We start from the raw sequence: 16389 nt of genomic DNA, 5'->3' as shown, positions 1-16389 counted from the left end.
GATCATCAATGATTCATCATAAATTGCATGGGGCAAGAGGCTTATTTTTATGAAAATTGAAGATGAAATCAAAGGAGAGGGTTTTATGTCTGTTCAGCATAAGTTGCGGGTAAACCTCAGTTTTACTCATGGCTGGACTTACGAGCGAATGCAGCAGTTTTTTGCCGGGTATGACCTTACCGCGCAGCAGTACACCGTACTGAGGATACTGCGTGGCGCTTTTCCTCTCTCTTATACCACCTCTCAGATTCTGGATCGCATGGCGGAGAAGAACGCCGGGGTCTCCAGGATGGTGGACCGATTACAGAAAAAGGAACTCGTGATCAAAGAGGTATCCTCCAAAGACAAAAGGCTGGTGGATGTGACCATCTCATACAAAGGCCACGCCCTCTGTGAGCGCATCGATGAAGAAATCAAGGAGTTAGACAATATATATAACAACCTGAGTCTTGAGGAGATGGATCAACTCAATGATTTATTGGATAAACTTAGGGGATAATCAAGCGGGTCGTGTTCGTAGAATAAAAAACCCAACCCGGGGATTGAATGTCTGGAGAAACTGCCAGACAAGACCATTCCGGATTGGGTTTTTCTGTCTTAGAGCGTTATAGCATTACTGGGCGAGCAGACTCACTGCAAACCCACCAGCGGCAACCATGTTCACAGGGATTTCATCCCCCTTTTTCACCTCCAGCTCCACAATATCAATGGCTGTAGGGTTGGTGACATAGTCTGTTTCTTCAGCATCCCTATATACCCTGGCGGTGTAAGTCTTTCCTTCTTCCAGAAAATCCAGCTTCAGGGTATAAGGTTTTGGGTTTTCATCTGTAAGACCACCTACAAACCAGTTGTCTGTGCCTTTCGCCTGTCGGGCGGTCACCACAAAATCTCCTACCTCACCATCGAGAACTTTGCTCTGCTCCCAGTCTACCGCTACATCCCGGATAAACTGAAACGCAGGGTTGCCCTGGTAGTATTCGATAAGGTCTGCTGCCATCTGGATAGGGCTGTAGATGACCACATACAGGGAAAGCTGCTGTGCCAGTGTGGATTTGATTGGGTGGTCTTCTTTGTAGGGTTTGAGCGTGAGGTTGAAGATACCCGGGGTATAATCAATCGGTCCGGCCAGCATTCGGGTGAAAGCTACGATGGGCAGGTGCTCTGGAGGATTTGCTCCTTCTGCTGCCCAGGCATTGTACTCTTGTCCTCTGAGTCCTTCACGTGCGATCTCATTTGGGAAAGTTCGTCGCTTTCCGGTTGCCTTGATTGGCTCGTGCATGTTGATGGCTACCTGATATTTGGCGCCAGTCTCCACGGTCTTTTGATAGTGGTTGACCATCCATTGTCCGTGGTGATACTCACCGTCCGGGATGATCGTACCCACATAGCCGGTTTTCACAGAGTGGATTCCCAGTCTGTTCATGAGGTCATAGGCAGGCTGCATGCGTTCTTCATACCTGGCCACGGCCCCACTGGTTTCGTGGTGCATGATGATTTGCACTCCTTTTTCTTTGCCATACCTGGCCAGCTCTGCCAGGTCATAATCTGGGTATGGCGTGGTAAAGTCGAAGATGGTATCGCGCATATTTGGGTCTGTCCAGGTTTCCCAGCCGGTATTCCAGCCTTCTACCAGCACCCCACCAATGCCATTCTCCGCGGCAAAGTCCATGAGTTCTTTGGTGTATTCGGTGGTGGCTCCATGATTGCCACTGGCGTAATCCCAGGTTTTTCTGCCCAGGTGCATATCCCACCAGATTCCTACATATTTCATTGGCGTAAACCACGACACATCTCCCACCTGATTGGGATCATTGAGGTTGACGATCATCTTGGATTCTATCAGATCCCCGGCACGATCAGCGATTTGGACCGTTCTCCAGGGAGTAATAAAGGGAGCTTTTACCCTGGCTTTGATCCCACTTTTGTTACCTACCAGCTCGCTGACCATGCTGAGGTTAGTGGTATCTACTTTGAGGGTCATCCCCGGGTAGTTGGTCAAATCAGCCTCGTGAAAGCTGAGGTATACTCCCGCGTCGCTTTTCATTGTTACCGGAGTATTCACGGCGTTGCTATGCAAGTATACCTGGCCCAGGTGATCACCCGGGATGAATACTGAGTAGGCGTTGATCTCTGAAAACCGGGTGGTGTTGTACAGGTACTCATAGATGTCCCAATCACCAGGGATCCACCATACCTGATGATCTCCGGTAAGGTTAAACTCTGTGAGTTCTTCTAAAATGATGGTTTCTCCATCCAGGGCAGGCTGCTTGGGAAATTCATATCTGAATCCCACACCATCGTTGAACGCCCTGAAAACCACATCAAATTTGCGGTTGGGGGGAGTTGTCTCTTCCAGAGATAGTTTCAGCTCATTGTAGCTGTTCTCTACTTCTCTTTGCTCTCCCCAGGGCATTTCCCAGGTTTCGCTAAAAGAGCTGGTGATGCCTGAAGTTACTTTGAGGTTACCCTGGAGTGCTGGCTGATCCTGAAACATAAAGCCGAGGAACGAGGTGTCGATTTGACTTTGGCCTTTATAGGACACCGCATAGGCTGGCTGGCCGCCTTGGGTAAAAAATTTCACCTCGATCTGTTTGTCTGGTGAGCTTACCATCCAGGCTTTTTCTGATTTGCCTCCACAGCCGACCATCATCAGACTGATCAGTGAGAGGCCAAAAAACTTTTTCATACTTACTTCTTTATACTTACAAAATGATTTTACGTGCCACTAAGCTAATAAAACCTGTATCAATTCAGACTTGATAAGAAAGCATGAAAACCCATATTTATACCTGACGGGTATAAAATTTTCTTTTCAGACGGAACCTCAGGCTGATAGGCTATGTGAGTATTGGAAAACTAACTACCGGCACTTTTACGTGATTGACAACCGTCTCCGTGAGACTACCCAGAAATGCTCTTGACAGCCCTTTGCGATGGTGTGTGGCAATTGCCAGGAGGCCAGTTTGGTTCATCTCACAATACTTCTCCAACCCTTCACCAAAGGAATGGCTGTCTATAATTTCAACGTTTCCCAGATTACCTGAGGCCAGCGCAATGAACCCCTCCATTCGCTCTTTTATGATCCATGAGCGTTGAAATTCCGAAGGAGTATTCACATAGAGCAAATTGATTTTTGCCCCGAGCAATTCTGCAAAATCTACCACATCTTCAAAGGGACGAATCATTTCATCTTCGAAATCAGAGACAAACAGAATATTTGGAAAAGCCACACTTTTCAACTTTTGCTTGACAATGAGCACAGGGACCTCCGCATGGCGGACTACAGTTTGAGCATTGGAGCCTATAAAGAATTCTTTGACCCCCCGGGCACCATGCGAACCCATCACGATCATAGAGATGTTGTTGGATCTTGCGTACCTGGTGACAGCATCAGTGCTGTTGTCAAAGTCCATATAGGCAACACTTTGCAGACCATCAGCTTCTGCATTTTTTACAGCGGCATCCAGCTGGTTCTGTACCCGTTTAACCTCCTCTGTCACATCCGGGTATATGGTATGCTGGGCAAAATCAAGGTGCACCCAATCTACGGGCACGGATACGAAGTGATAAAAATGTAGTTCTGCATGATATCGCCTGGCAATTTCTTTAGCCACCTCGGTTGCATTCTGTGCGCAATCCGAAAAATCTGTAGGAACAAGAATCTTTTTCATTTGGGTAGTATTTAAAGGGTGTAGCATAAAACATAAAACGTAATGCTGCTCCTGAAAGCCCAAAGTCACCACATGATTTTGATCACCTCGCGGAGATCTCTTGCTGAAACCTTAGGTGATGGGGATGCTCACAACGGGTATTTCCATATGATTCACCACCTGCTCTGTGATACTTCCCATGAACATACGAGGCAAACCCTTTCGGTGATGAGTGGCCATGGCGAGGAGTTCAATTTCGTTTTCCTCACAATAGTTTTGCAGCCCCTCTTCCAAAAACAAACAATCGACAATTTCTGCTTTGGCAAGACTATCCGATCCTATGTCAATGAATTGATCCATGCGATCCCGGATCACCCAGGATCTTTTGAACTCTGCCGGAGTATTGAGATACACCAGGTGTATCTTCGAGCCTATTTTTTTGGCGTATTTCGCTACTAGTCTGAAAGCGTTAAGTGCCTCGGTGTGAAAATCGGAAGCAAATAGGACAGTCGGTGAGTCGCGAATTACAGGTTTATTCTTGATGATGAGCACGGGGATGTTGGCATGTTTCACCACGTTTTGAGCATTAGACCCGATGAAGAACTCCTTGATGCCTTTGGCACCATGCGACCCCATCACTATGAGTGAAATGTCCTGTGCAGTTGCATACCTGGTGATGGACTCCGAGCTCGTGTCGTAGTCCATGTGAGTGACACATTTTATTCCCTGACTAAAGGCCTCGCTTTCCAGATTTTTTAATTGTTCTAATACGCCTTTTTCCTCTTCCGAGATGTCTGGCAGGGAGCTACCATGACCAAAGTCTACCACCACCCAGTCTACCGGAACGAAAATGTGGTGGTAAAAATGCAACTCCGCGCCAGCTCGCTTGGCTATTTGCATGGCTGTATCGGTAGCGTATCTGGCGCAATCCGAAAAATCAGTGGGAACAAGTATTTTTTTCATGACATTTGAAGCTTTTCAGGTAGAAAGCTACGACATGTCAGGGGTAGAAAGATTGACCCTACTCAACCCAAAGCATGATTTTGGTCAGGACTGCCCCTGGGAGTTTTTTTTCTTCCAATACCTGATGAGCCCGGCCACACTCATCCAGCTGGGATTGGCGGCTTCATATTGCTTTGCACCATGGGCCGATACCCCTAATCCGCTCAGTTGGTCAGCGGTATACTTCGAAAACAAAGGGGTCATTTCGTCTGCAGCCATACCAGATTCCCATTTCGGTTTTATCCAATTGGCCCAATCTGTAAGCATGGCCCTGAGCTCCTGAATATGAGAATCGATCTGAGTGATCTGCCCGTAGTGGGTCAGGTACAAGGTTTTGGCTTTTCGTTCCAGTAGGATGTCCAGTGATTGATTCCAATCCTCGAGGTTGATATCAGGAGGAGGACACGGTGGCACCACCGGGCCAGCCCCTATTTTTACTCCTGCCACATCTCCGGTGAAAATGACCTCCCCCAGCTCCCAGGCAATGTGATGCTGAGCGTGACCCGGGGTGTGCAGGGCTGTGAACGTTTGGTCACCGATGGTGAGCTGTTCGGAATGCCCGAGCGTAATCAATTGGTCGCCAGGAATTTTTTCCATAGCCCCCCATAGAGGGCCCATCTGGTCTCCATAGATTCTGGATGCGGATTCGTACAGTCTGGTAGGGTCTTCCATATGGGAGGCACCGAATGGGTGCAAGTATATTTTGGCACCGCTTTTGGCAAAAGCCCAGGCAGCTCCGGCATGATCAAAGTGGATATGCGTGAGCAGCACATGCTGAATGTCAGATGTTTTGTAACCATGCTGACGGAGGGCGCTTTCCATGGCAGGAAAGGTGGAGTATGGTCCGGATTCTATAAGCACAGGGCCAGCACTGGTCTCAATGAGGAATGAAGCAATGGCGTGATCTATGCCCTGAAACTCAAGATCTAAAATATGAATCATATGGAGTCAAATTTGATAAAAAGGAGATCGTCAGAAAATCTAAAGTGATATTTTAATGGTTAAATTTAACGCATCGAAAACGAGCAGACATCTTGAAATTCAGATAAATGAAAAAAGACTATTTCCAACAGCACATGCCGGAAAACGTTTGCTTCGGCTGTGGGGAGAGCAATGAGGAGGGCTTGCATGTGCAGAGTTATTGGGAAGGGGAGGAAGCGGTTTGCACCTGGAACTCTCAGGAGAAGTACCATGGATGGGCCAATTTGCTGAATGGGGGTATTCTTGCCACCCTCATTGATTGTCACTGCATGGGGACAGCCATGGCTGATGCATATAGAAGAGAGGGCCGATCCCTGGACTCTGCGCCTACTTACCGATACGCTACGGGCACCATCACTGTCAAGTATATCAAGCCCACGCCCAATGATCACCCGATAGAGCTGCGTGCTCAGGTGGCTGAGGTGAAAGGAAAGAAGACGGTGATGACCTGCACGGCTCAGGTGAATGGTGAAGTGACGGCTACTGCTGAGGTCATAGCCATTCGTGTGTATGATAGCAGTACGCATCATGGAGCCAACCCCTTCAAATAACAAAACAACTACCTATTTTATCCAACTACCGATATGTACCCAGAACTATTTACCATTGGCGGCTTTACCATTCACACTTACGGCTTCATGATTATGTTGGGGGCTGTTGCCGGCTACTTTTATGTGTCCACAGTGGTGAAGCGTGAGCTTGGCATTTCGCCGGAAAAGATTCAAAACCTGGCTATTCTTATTATTGTAGCCGCATTTGTGGGGGGTAAGTTTTTCTTTTATCTGGAGAAACCAGATTACTACTTCCACCCGATTTCCAATATGTTCAAAGGATTCAGAACTGGTTTTGTGTTTTATGGATCCTTGCTCTTTGTCATTCCTGTCACGGTTTGGTATTTCAGAAAGCAAAAGTGGCCGGTCTGGCCTTTGATGGATCGAATGGCTATCGCGGGCTGTATTATCCACTTATTTGGCCGGATGGGATGCTTTTTTGCGGGTTGTTGTCACGGCCTGCCTACAGAGAGTATTTTGGGGATCACTTTTACGGACCCGGAAAGCCAGGCAGAACCGCTAAACACCGCCCTGCACCCCACCCAGCTTTATGAGGTGGCCTGGATTGGTAGTACCCTGGTTATTCTGTGGATGTTTAAGCGATATAAGCGTTTTGAAGGAAGGCTGTTTCTGGTCTACATCGTCCTATATGCAATTGGTCGGTCTGTGATTGAGATCTTTCGGGGAGACATCCGTCGAGGGTTCATCATCGACGGGGTACTCTCACACTCTCAATTCATTTCACTATTGATCATCGCCGGGGCGGTGGGCATCTATTTCTACCTGCGGAAAACACAAAAAGGATAGTCTTACTATTTCAGCATTCGGATTCTCAAGGCATTGGGGAGTACCCCAAATTCGAATGGGGGATGCCCAAAATATTCGCCATCGATGTGGGCTTCCAGGTGTGGATTTTCGTCTACCGTGAGGTGTTTGCAGCGGGATAGTTTGACCTCTGGGAGCCGATCGTGGGTTCCTTCTTTTAGTCGGTGGATATTCAAAAACCTTCGTAGGCCACTGATTTTCCCGATTTCACAGACATCCAGGATGGTGTCGTTGATCTCTGCATCCGGAGTAAGCTTAAAGCTTCCGCCAAAGGTGGTGCCATTGGCTACGCACAGGAGGATAAGATTTTTTTCGTAGGTGGATTTATCCTGGACAAACTTATACCGCCGAGCTTTGTAGCTAGCCAATATACGCAGTACGTAGTAGTAATATTTGGTAGGACCTTTAAGAAAACTTTTTTTGCGAAGCATGTCTGCAACAATCTGGCCGTCAAAGCCGATACCTACCCCGTTTACAAACTTTCTTCCATTGCACAAGCCCAGGTCTATCGTGTGTATGGCTCCTTTGTCCAGCACCTTCAGGTAATCATAGATGGATTTGCCCACCGGGTAATTTTTCACAAAATCGTTGCCCGTACCATTGGGAATAATACTCACAGGCACGTCATATTTGAGTCCATTGATCGCTTCATTGATGGTACCATCCCCACCAATAATGAGGAGGTCAGTAAATGAAGGGTCGAAATTCTTCTCTACGGTCTTCCAGGCGTTGTGTTTTTTGGAGGTAAGGAATACCTCGTATTTGTACTTTTTATCATTCAGAAAATCGATGACATCATTGAGAATATCCTCGAGCCTGGTGCTCCCGGAAGCCGGGTTGGCCACCACGAAAAATAGTCGCTTCACATCCTAAGGTTAGTAGTTTTTAAATATAGGCTTAGAAAGGCAGATTCCCTAAGTCCACGTTTCCGCCGGTAAGGATAATGCCCACTTTCTTCCCGGCAAACTCATCTTTCCTTTTTAGCAGGGCGGCAAAAGGTACCGCACAGGAAGGCTCCACGATGATTTTCATGCGCTCCCAGATGATCCGCATAGCATTGATGATTTCTGCTTCGGAGACTGTGATTACTTCTTTTACTTCCTTCTGAATGATTTCAAAATTACGCTCACCCACGGTTACCTTGAGTCCATCCGCAATGGTATCAGGATTTTTCACCGGCATAATCTTACCGGCCTTCATGGATTTGTATGTGTCGTCCGCTTTCTCGGGCTCTCCGAGAATCACCTCTATGTTTGGATCCAGGTATTTGGCTGCCAGTGCTGTACCTGCTGCCAGTCCACCACCGCCTACTGGGGTCATGATGACCTCCAGTGACTCTTCGGCTTCTATGAATTCTTTGGCCACTGTAGCCTGGCCGGCTATTACCCGATAGTCATCAAAAGGGGGCACAAAAATGGCACCTGTTTTGGCGATAATTTCATTACAGGTTTTGATCCTGGATTTTTCATTTGCTTCACAAAGGATCACCTCAGCCCCATATTCTTTGGTGGCTTTTATTTTCACCTCCGCGCTGTTTTCGGGCATTACCACGTAGGCCTTTGTTCCGGACAGCTTCGCTGCGAGGGCCACGGCCTGAGCGTGGTTACCTGAGGAGTGTGTAGCAAAGCCATTGACTCGCTCTTCCGGACGAAAGCCAAGAATCATATTGGCCGCTCCGCGCATTTTAAATGCCCCGACTTTCTGAAAATTTTCACACTTGAAGAATACCGTGCAACCAGTCATCTCATCGATGGAGTTGGAGGTCATTACGGGTGTTTCCAGTATGATTTTGGAGATGCGCTGATGCGCTCTCTTAATATCGCTTAAGCTTGGTATGCTTTCCATGTATCTGTGTTGGGATTAATTAATGTGCCTCCAGCCAGTTATTGCCTCTGCCAAGACCTATTTCCATAGGAACTTCCAGCTGGATGGCAGTTTTCATAAACTCATCTACCTTGGTAGTGAGTAGGTCAATTTCACTTTTATGGACGTCAAATACCAGTTCATCATGCACCTGCATGATCATTTTGGATTTGAGTTTTTCTTTTTTCATCCAGTTGTGTACGTTGATCATGGCCACTTTGATCATATCTGCCGCACTGCCCTGAATGGGCGCGTTGATGGCATTGCGTTCTGCAAAGCCTCTCATCGTGAAATTTTTGGTGTTGATATTCCTCAAATATCGCCTTCTGCCCAGGATGGTTTCTACATATTCCTGCTTGCGCGCCTTTTCGATGACATCATCCATATAGGCTTTTACCTTAGGGAATTCCGTGAAGTAGGCTTCTATGATCTCTCCGGCTTCTGATCTGGATATATTCAGGTTTTGTGACAGACCAAATGCCGAAATGCCATAGATGATTCCAAAGTTGACTTCTTTGGCTTTTCGGCGCATGCTCGACTCCACCTGATCCAATGGCACTTTGAACACTTTGCTGGCAGTATTGGCATGGATGTCCACCCCCTCTTTGAACGCCTGGGTCATACTTTCATCTCCAGAGAAGGAGGCCATGATGCGCAACTCTATCTGGGAGTAATCTGCAGAGAGTATTTCATACTCTTCACTTCTTGGGATAAATGCCCTTCTGATCTCCCTGCCCTTTGCGGTCCGGATTGGAATATTTTGAAGGTTGGGGTTGTTGGAACTCAACCGGCCGGTGGCAGCAATGGTCTGACGGTAGTCCGTATGTACCCTCCCGTCAATTTTGCTCACCATTTTTGGAAGTGCATCCACATAGGTGGATTTCAACTTTTGGTACTCCCTGAACTCCAGAATTTTGGAAGCGATTTCGTGTTCGTTGGCCAGCCGCGAAAGAATGTCTTCGCCAGTGGCGTATTGTCCGGTCTTTGTTTTTTTCGGGTCGTCTATGAGCTTCAGTTTGTCGAAGAGAATCTCACCAAGCTGTTTGGGAGATCCGATATTAAACTCCTGACCGGCGATTTCGAAGATTTCAGTTTGGGCCCTGAGGCTCTCCTGCTCCAATTCTTTGGACATTGCAGCCAGGGCTTGTTCATCGATTTTCACCCCTTCGTATTCCATGTCGGCCAGCACATAAGACAGAGGTTCTTCTACCTCATGCAGGAGTTTGCCCAGGTTAAACTCCTTGATTTCGGGTTCCAGTTTTTCTTTCAGCTGAAAGGTGATGTCTGCATCCTCACAGGCGTAGTCCTTCACCAGGTTGATGTCTATGTCGCGAATGTTTTTTTCTTTCTTGCCTTTACCTACCAGCTCGGAAAACGATATGGGTGTGTAGTTGAGGTAATTCTCAGCCAAGACGTCCATGTTGTGGGCCGTCTCTGGATCTATCAGGTAGTGGGCGAGCATAGTATCGAAAATAGCTCCTTTCAGCATGACGCCATAGTTGCGAAGGATCTGCATGTCGTACTTCAGGTTCTGCCCTATTTTGGTGGTTTTCTCATTTTCAAAAAGCACCTTGAATTCCTCCACAATCGCTTGTGCCGCCTTTTGATCTTCTGGAATCGTCACATAATAGGCCTCCCCTTTTTTGAAGCAAAACGAAATACCCACAAGCTCTGCCTCGATGGACTCCAGGCTGGTAGTTTCTGTGTCAAAACAAAAAGCATCAAGCTTACTTAGTTGTGACAACAGTGATTTTCTGTCTTCGACACTATCCACCAGCTGGTAGGATACTTTTTTCTCCTCAAAATTTTCTTTGCTGGAAGCAGGAGGCGCGCTCATGGCACCTCCAAAAAGGCCGAGCTGCCCGGACTCTTTCTCGGCAGTAGTGTCTCCAAATACCCGCTTGGCAATGGTGCGGAATTCAAGTTCCTCGAAAAGCGGTTTAAGGACTTCTGGGTTAGGGTCAGAAAGTACCAGGCCTTCCTCATCGAACTCAATGGGGGAGTCAATATTAATGGTGGCCAGCTTTTTGGAAAAAATCCCCTGTTCTCCGTGTGTTTCTATTTTGGTCTTGAGTGCGCCTTTGAGCTGATCCACATTAGCTACTATATTTTCCACAGTGCCAAACTCCCGCAAAAGTTTAGAGGCAGTTTTATCTCCGATACCCGGTACACCAGGTATATTGTCCACAGAATCTCCCTTGAGGCCCAATACATCACGGACCTGATCCACATTGTCTATGTCAAATTTTTGCAATACCTCGGGGATACCCAGCACGTCTACGGCATTGCCCATATAGGCTGGTTTGTATAGGAAGATGTGATCCTCGACCAGCTGCGCAAAGTCTTTATCGGGGGTCATCATATACACCTCAAAGTTTTCGCGAGCGGCTTTTTTGGCCAGTGTGCCTATGAGGTCGTCTGCTTCGAATCCGTCCAGTTCCAGAATGGGGATGTTGAAGCCGGCGATGATTTTTTTGCAATAAGGGATGGCCACACCAATTTCTTCCGGCTGAGATTGGCGAGTGGCTTTGTATTCGGCGAATTCTACATGTCGAAAGGTGGGGGCATGGGTATCAAACGCAACAGCAATATGACTTGGTTTTTCCTTGGTGATGATCTCCAGAAGGGAATTGGTAAAGCCCAAAATAGCCCCGGTATCAACGCCTTTGGAGTTGACAATGGGGTTTTTACTAAGGGCAAAGTGAGCGCGATAAATGAGCGCCATGGCATCCAGTAGAAACAGTTTTTTCTTTTCACTCATGCGAGTAAAGGTAGTTCAAGCGTCACTGAAATGAAATGTGTTTTCTACCGGCGGGCTGTTATAAAATCAACCATACGCTTGAAGTTATTAGTGGGGAGATTCTAAAACATAAGGGCCACCTGCGAGTCAGGTAATAATTTTTGTTCAGGATTCCTGAAAAGAAGGGAAAGAAACCTTGAAGCAGGTGCCGGGATCGAGAGCGGAGTACTCGATTTTACCGCCATGTTTTTTGATAATGCCATGGGAGATATACAAACCCAGCCCGGTGCCTTTGCCTTCTTCTTTGGTGGTAAAGAAGGGCTCAAAGATTTTAGAAAGATTGGCAGCCGGAATCCCCGAGCCATTGTCTTTTATATTCACAATGCTCTGATCGTTTTCCCAGTAAACCTCCACGATGATTTTCCCCTTTTTACAATCCTGAACTGCGTCAATGGCATTCTTTAGGAGGTTCAGTAGGACCTGATTAATCTCCGTAGGATTACCAAGGATCACCAGTTTTTCATTGCGGGCAATCCAGAAGTGGATCTCAGGATGGGCATTTTGTAACAAAACGCAAGTACGTCCAACGAGCTCGTTGAGGGAAATTTTTGCCACCTGATTTTCAACGGCCTTGGGCGATATTTTGAGGAGGTTATCGATCACGTCTGAGGCGCGCTGCGATCCCTCGATGATGTTGAAGAGTAAGTTGTGGATTTCGGTAAAGGTCTGTTGGGTCTGGGCCAACTGCCTGTAGGTCATGGCTTGTTTGATGTCTTCAAGGTCCTGGATGATGGGTTGTACGTTTCCGCCGATGTAGTTCAGCGGGTTGTTCAGCTCATGGGCCAGGCCGGCAGTAAGCCGCCCGATGGAAGCCATTTTTTCAGACTCAATCAGACGGTCCCTGGTTTGGCCGAGCTCATTGATGTATTGCTCCTTCTGGCTAATGGTTTCTACCAGTTTTTCATTTAGTGCCTGCAATCTGATGTTTTGCTTCACTGCTTTGCGTCGCTCCTTATCAAACTCCGACTTGACCATATAGGTAATGATCAAAATGGCCATGGAGAAGATGATGTAATTAATGGGGAACACAGATTTGTCTATGGTACTGTCAATCCAGTTGGTTTGTAGCTGCACGATGACCAGTGTGATGATAAAAGCTGCCGAGAACAGAAAGAAGAATATTTTCTTACGGGCAGGAGAAATGACAATAGCGACCAACCCCACAGAAATACCGGCGGTGGCCGTGGTACCATAAAAGCCACCCAGCCGGTACCAAAAGAAGACCGACGCGGCAAAAAGAAATCCAATCAGGGGAATTCGGAGAAGGTTGAAATATCCTTTGTATTTGGAAAGCAGGTAAAAGAGGAGTCCGATCAGCGCCACAACGAGATCCATCAATGCCAGAGCGGTCCATCCAAAATTGAGCAATGCCCGGCTCATCAGGTAAGTCATGATGACAAACTGGATCAGACAGATATACTCGAAAAGGCGCTTTTCGAGCGCATTGGACTTAGGAAGATGGTCTAGCAAGGTTGAACGGTATTTCCCGGTCAGAAAGAAAAACAAAAAAACCGGACTAAGCCGGTTTTTGTTTAAAAATTAAATTCCTACCATCACGAAGGCCCCCCAATAATAGGGAGACTTCCATTTGGCCTTGAGCCTTTTCTGAGCAATGATGAATGCTTCTTGTTTGGTTTTTCCTCCAAGCCACTCTTCGTAAAAGATGGTCATGAGTTCCTGTGTAGCATCATCATCCACTGTCCACATAGACATGATGATGGCATCTGCACCGGCTACCTGGAAGGCTCGCTGAAGACCATATACCCCTTCACCATTTTTGATTTCTCCAAGACCAGTTTCGCAGGCCGAAAGCACGACCAACTCGGTTTGGTCAAGGTTGAGGTTCATGGCCTCAAAGGCAGTAAGGATTCCATCTTCATGATGATACACTTCGTCTGAAATTTTACCTTCACTGATATAACTGTTAGCTCCTGCCAGGATCAGCCCGGATCGAAGCAGTGGGTTTTGTACGTATTTGTCCTGACCCTCCATTTCTTCCTCTTCACTTTCCAGGAAGAATCCGTGTGTGGCAATGTGAAGGGTGCGAGGGCTCTTCATGTTTTTAATGCTGTCTTCCAGGGCATCATTGCTGAGATAGGTGGTTACACTGGCGTTTTTCAGTTGATACAGGCTATCGATCAGGTTAACCTCCTTTTTAGTACCCGGTAGCAAGGCCAGCATCTGGTTGGAGCGCATGTATCTGAGCATGTTACCTCTGATTCCTCTGGGTAGAGACCCACCCCTACTCAAGGAGGCAATGTCTGTATCGTCTGCACCGCGGCTTCCTCTTACACCGCGGCTCATTCCCCGTCCTTCACTGGCCGCATCCACAATACCTTTAGCTGCAGATCCACCCTCTTCCTTTTTACTGTCGAGCACACCCATGTTGTAGTTGGGGTAGCCAAATAGGTAGGATTTATTCTCGGAATTAGGGCTAGCATTTAGCGCTACGAGATCCTTGGTGTTGGTCACCAGCTGAATTTCTAATTCATCCAGCGTGAAATTGCCGGTGGCGGGGTTTCGAAGGGTGTAAATACTGATTTGATTGAATACTCCGTCCGGAGAAAAATACACTTTTTTGATCCCTTCCAGCTTATTGGCTATTGGTCTCCAAAACAGTTTGTAAGAAAAGTCTTCGTCTATCTTGTACTTGATGGCGTTGCGGTAGTTGGAGAGGTATTTGGTCTCCATGAGCTTACCATTTCTCATCAGCACCATTTCCGGATAATCCTTAGTTTGGTCTGTGATGATCAGTGCTGCATAATACACCTCGTCGGTAAACACTCCGGCAGAATCTGGTGTGAAATCTCTAAATCGGATGACTTCAACGGCTGCTTCGCCAGGTTTTAGTTTGGTTTGGATGTCTTTCCAGGTGAGGTTACGACTGGCTACCGTCTGCGCAAAAACAGAAGAGGCTTTGCTGAGCTCTTTTTCCAATGCATTGGAAGAAGCATTCAAAGAGTCAATCTTCTGATTACGGACGTTGGCCGGAATCTCGGAGGCACTAAAGAGTTTGGCCAGCTGCTCTTTTTGCTCAATCCACATTTCGTATTTGCTGATGAGTGCCGGGTCATTGCTATTGACGATGGCATCTTTCACCTTGTTGGTAGCATAAAGGATCAAACCTTTGGTGGCGAGCTGGTAGTTATACATCTCGCTGATCAGCTCTTTTTCTTCTCGGCTGGTCTCTACGATGAATGAGTTGTACTGCTCAAAGGCGGGTTTCAGGTTGTTGTAATAAAACTTTGACTTCTCGTCTTCACTCAGGATGGGGAAGATCATGTTGATCTGGTCAAAGTAGTTTTTGAAGGTTTCTTTGTAAAACCCAAGGGCCACATCCAATTTGTTTTTGTTCCAGTTGAGGATGGCCATTTTGTTGGTGCTTTTGGCATAATCTGAGTGGCCGGTTCCCACTCCTTTTTTTCTCAACTCCAGCGCTTGCGCATGGTATTTTTCAGCCAATGGGATGTTGCCATCCGTGAAGTAAGCATCACCCAGGTTATAGTAGGCAAATGAAATCTGATACAGGTTGTCTCCCGCGGCCTTTTCCACAAGGTCAATCGCCTTAAGGCCATTTTCTTTGGCTTTGTCCAGTTGGCGTGTCTGAGTATAGAGATAAGTCAGGTTTTGCAATACCCGGGCATAGTAGAGATTCTCCTGTCCCATATCCGCTTTGAAAACATCCGCGGCGATCATAAAGTACTTCTCAGCCTTGGCATATTTTTGGGCATACATGTAGTTGGAGGCAAGGTTATAGGCTTCCATGCCATATACAAAAGACTCGGTTCCGTAAAATTCTTCGTCGGCAGTGAGATTTTCCAGGTAAATCTCTTCAGCCTCGTCGTAGTTGCCCAGAAGCTGGAGAATAAGCGCGAGGTTGCCTTTGAGTGCCAGCTCATAGTCTGAGTAATCTCCCTGTAGTCTGTCCATGATAGAGAGGGCTTCCTGATAGACTTCTTCTGCTACGGGGATTTTGCCGATGATGGTGTAGAGACCTCCCATACTGTTGAGGACGGAGACGTATTCTACGGAGGCGTAAAGCCCATTTTCCTTTAAGATTTCCAATGATTCGAGCAGGGCTTTTTCGCTTTTTCTATTAGCACCTGACATTTGATAGAAATCACCCGTAAACTTCAAAAGCATAGCTTCTTCAAAGCTTTTTCGGTCTACATTCTTTTTCAGGTCTTTGATGAGGTCCAGGCCTTTATTGAATTCTTCTGTAAACACATAGTGATCCAAAAGTGAGGTGGCCGAGATGAAATAGTCTTCACTTTTTACTCCGGAGGCGGCTTCTTCCAGCTGGAGGAGCTCCAGGTAAAGACTTTCTGTCTTGCCATAAAAGCCAAGCTCATCCTGGATGTAACCCAAATTAAAAATAAGGTTCTTGATGTCGCCACCTTCTTTGCCGAGTGCAGATCGCAACTCATATTCTTTCTGGTAGAACCCTAAACTCTTGTTCAGGTCATTTTCCCAATAAAGATAAGCCTCTCCCAAAAAGCCGTTCATCAGGGCCCCAAGGGTGTCTTGTTTGCTCAGAAAGAGCTCTTTGATTTGGCCTTCGTTTTTTAAAATTCCCTCATAGTCACCCTCAGCATAATACAGCTCGAGTTTTTCGTAGAGTTTTTCAGCCTTCTTATTTTCAAACTGATACTGTGCTAGGGCAGACCCGAAAGAGGTCAGCACCAATAAAGCGAAAATGTATAATCGAGTCATGGCG

The 16389-nt window shown here is 46.9% G+C and carries 12 protein-coding genes; 3 read left to right on the top strand and 9 right to left on the bottom strand.

Features of this window, described 5'->3' with window-relative positions; translation table 11 throughout:
- Positions 1-49: 49 nt before the first annotated feature.
- The gene (locus GV030_RS11395) at positions 50-499 is read left to right on the top strand and encodes a MarR family winged helix-turn-helix transcriptional regulator (protein ID WP_159582435.1); all 450 of its coding nucleotides are present in this window, start codon (positions 50-52) and stop codon (positions 497-499) included.
- A gap of 114 nt (positions 500-613) precedes the next feature.
- Here the strand turns inward: GV030_RS11395 and GV030_RS11390 are convergent, their stop codons facing one another.
- The 4 genes from GV030_RS11390 to GV030_RS11375 all read right to left on the bottom strand — a co-directional run bounded on the left by GV030_RS11390 (position 614) and on the right by GV030_RS11375 (position 5594).
- On the bottom strand, positions 614-2686 hold the full coding sequence (locus GV030_RS11390; RefSeq protein ID WP_159582434.1) for a glycoside hydrolase family 97 protein: 2073 nt from the start codon (positions 2684-2686) through the stop codon (positions 614-616).
- Between the two features lie 151 nt (positions 2687-2837).
- The gene (locus GV030_RS11385; protein ID WP_159582433.1) at positions 2838-3671 is read right to left on the bottom strand and encodes a universal stress protein; all 834 of its coding nucleotides are present in this window, start codon (positions 3669-3671) and stop codon (positions 2838-2840) included.
- Between the two features lie 111 nt (positions 3672-3782).
- Positions 3783-4613, bottom strand: coding sequence for a universal stress protein (locus GV030_RS11380; RefSeq protein WP_159582432.1), 831 nt, complete (start codon positions 4611-4613; stop codon positions 3783-3785).
- Positions 4614-4697: 84 nt separating this feature from the next.
- A complete protein-coding gene (locus tag GV030_RS11375) occupies positions 4698-5594 on the bottom strand; it encodes an MBL fold metallo-hydrolase (protein WP_159582431.1) in 897 nt (298 codons plus the stop codon).
- 107 nt (positions 5595-5701) lie between these two features.
- On the opposite strand from GV030_RS11375, the gene GV030_RS11370 reads away from it, so the two are divergent.
- Both GV030_RS11370 and lgt read left to right on the top strand, forming a co-directional pair.
- Positions 5702-6184: a PaaI family thioesterase gene (locus GV030_RS11370; protein WP_159582430.1), complete on the top strand. Its 483-nt coding sequence runs from the start codon at positions 5702-5704 to the stop codon at positions 6182-6184.
- A 33-nt stretch (positions 6185-6217) separates the two neighbouring features.
- The gene (lgt, locus tag GV030_RS11365; protein WP_159582429.1) at positions 6218-6991 is read left to right on the top strand and encodes a prolipoprotein diacylglyceryl transferase; all 774 of its coding nucleotides are present in this window, start codon (positions 6218-6220) and stop codon (positions 6989-6991) included.
- Between the two features lie 5 nt (positions 6992-6996).
- Here the strand turns inward: lgt and GV030_RS11360 are convergent, their stop codons facing one another.
- The 5 genes from GV030_RS11360 to GV030_RS11340 all read right to left on the bottom strand — a co-directional run bounded on the left by GV030_RS11360 (position 6997) and on the right by GV030_RS11340 (position 16385).
- Positions 6997-7875 carry a diacylglycerol kinase family protein gene (locus GV030_RS11360; RefSeq protein ID WP_159582428.1) on the bottom strand — a complete coding sequence of 293 codons (879 nt, stop codon included), beginning with the start codon at positions 7873-7875 and terminating at the stop codon, positions 6997-6999.
- Between the two features lie 31 nt (positions 7876-7906).
- On the bottom strand, positions 7907-8854 hold the full coding sequence (locus tag GV030_RS11355; protein ID WP_159582427.1) for a threonine/serine dehydratase: 948 nt from the start codon (positions 8852-8854) through the stop codon (positions 7907-7909).
- A 19-nt stretch (positions 8855-8873) separates the two neighbouring features.
- The gene (gene polA, locus GV030_RS11350) at positions 8874-11633 is read right to left on the bottom strand and encodes a DNA polymerase I (protein ID WP_159582426.1); all 2760 of its coding nucleotides are present in this window, start codon (positions 11631-11633) and stop codon (positions 8874-8876) included.
- Between the two features lie 144 nt (positions 11634-11777).
- On the bottom strand, positions 11778-13142 hold the full coding sequence (locus tag GV030_RS11345) for a sensor histidine kinase (RefSeq protein WP_159582425.1): 1365 nt from the start codon (positions 13140-13142) through the stop codon (positions 11778-11780).
- Between the two features lie 69 nt (positions 13143-13211).
- Complete coding sequence (locus tag GV030_RS11340; protein ID WP_159582424.1) at positions 13212-16385, bottom strand: CHAT domain-containing protein; 3174 nt, start codon at positions 16383-16385, stop codon at positions 13212-13214.
- Positions 16386-16389 lie beyond the last annotated feature (4 nt).

Origin of the sequence: Marinoscillum sp. 108, assembly GCF_902506655.1 — a bacterium.
In the GTDB taxonomy this organism is placed as follows: Bacteria; Bacteroidota; Bacteroidia; order Cytophagales; family Cyclobacteriaceae; genus Marinoscillum; species Marinoscillum luteum.
Note: the sequence above shows the minus strand (reverse complement) of the source record. Positions and strands in the feature narration are given on the sequence as shown.

Coding starts and splice junctions, on each gene's coding strand:
- GV030_RS11395 (WP_159582435.1), top strand. CDS start 50: ATGAAAATTGAAGATGAAATCAAAGGAGAGGGTTTTATGTCTGTTCAG.
- GV030_RS11390 (WP_159582434.1), bottom strand. CDS start 2,686: ATGAAAAAGTTTTTTGGCCTCTCACTGATCAGTCTGATGATGGTCGGC.
- GV030_RS11385 (WP_159582433.1), bottom strand. CDS start 3,671: ATGAAAAAGATTCTTGTTCCTACAGATTTTTCGGATTGCGCACAGAAT.
- GV030_RS11380 (WP_159582432.1), bottom strand. CDS start 4,613: ATGAAAAAAATACTTGTTCCCACTGATTTTTCGGATTGCGCCAGATAC.
- GV030_RS11375 (WP_159582431.1), bottom strand. CDS start 5,594: ATGATTCATATTTTAGATCTTGAGTTTCAGGGCATAGATCACGCCATT.
- GV030_RS11370 (WP_159582430.1), top strand. CDS start 5,702: ATGAAAAAAGACTATTTCCAACAGCACATGCCGGAAAACGTTTGCTTC.
- lgt (WP_159582429.1), top strand. CDS start 6,218: ATGTACCCAGAACTATTTACCATTGGCGGCTTTACCATTCACACTTAC.
- GV030_RS11355 (WP_159582427.1), bottom strand. CDS start 8,854: ATGGAAAGCATACCAAGCTTAAGCGATATTAAGAGAGCGCATCAGCGC.
- polA (WP_159582426.1), bottom strand. CDS start 11,633: ATGAGTGAAAAGAAAAAACTGTTTCTACTGGATGCCATGGCGCTCATT.
- GV030_RS11340 (WP_159582424.1), bottom strand. CDS start 16,385: ATGACTCGATTATACATTTTCGCTTTATTGGTGCTGACCTCTTTCGGG.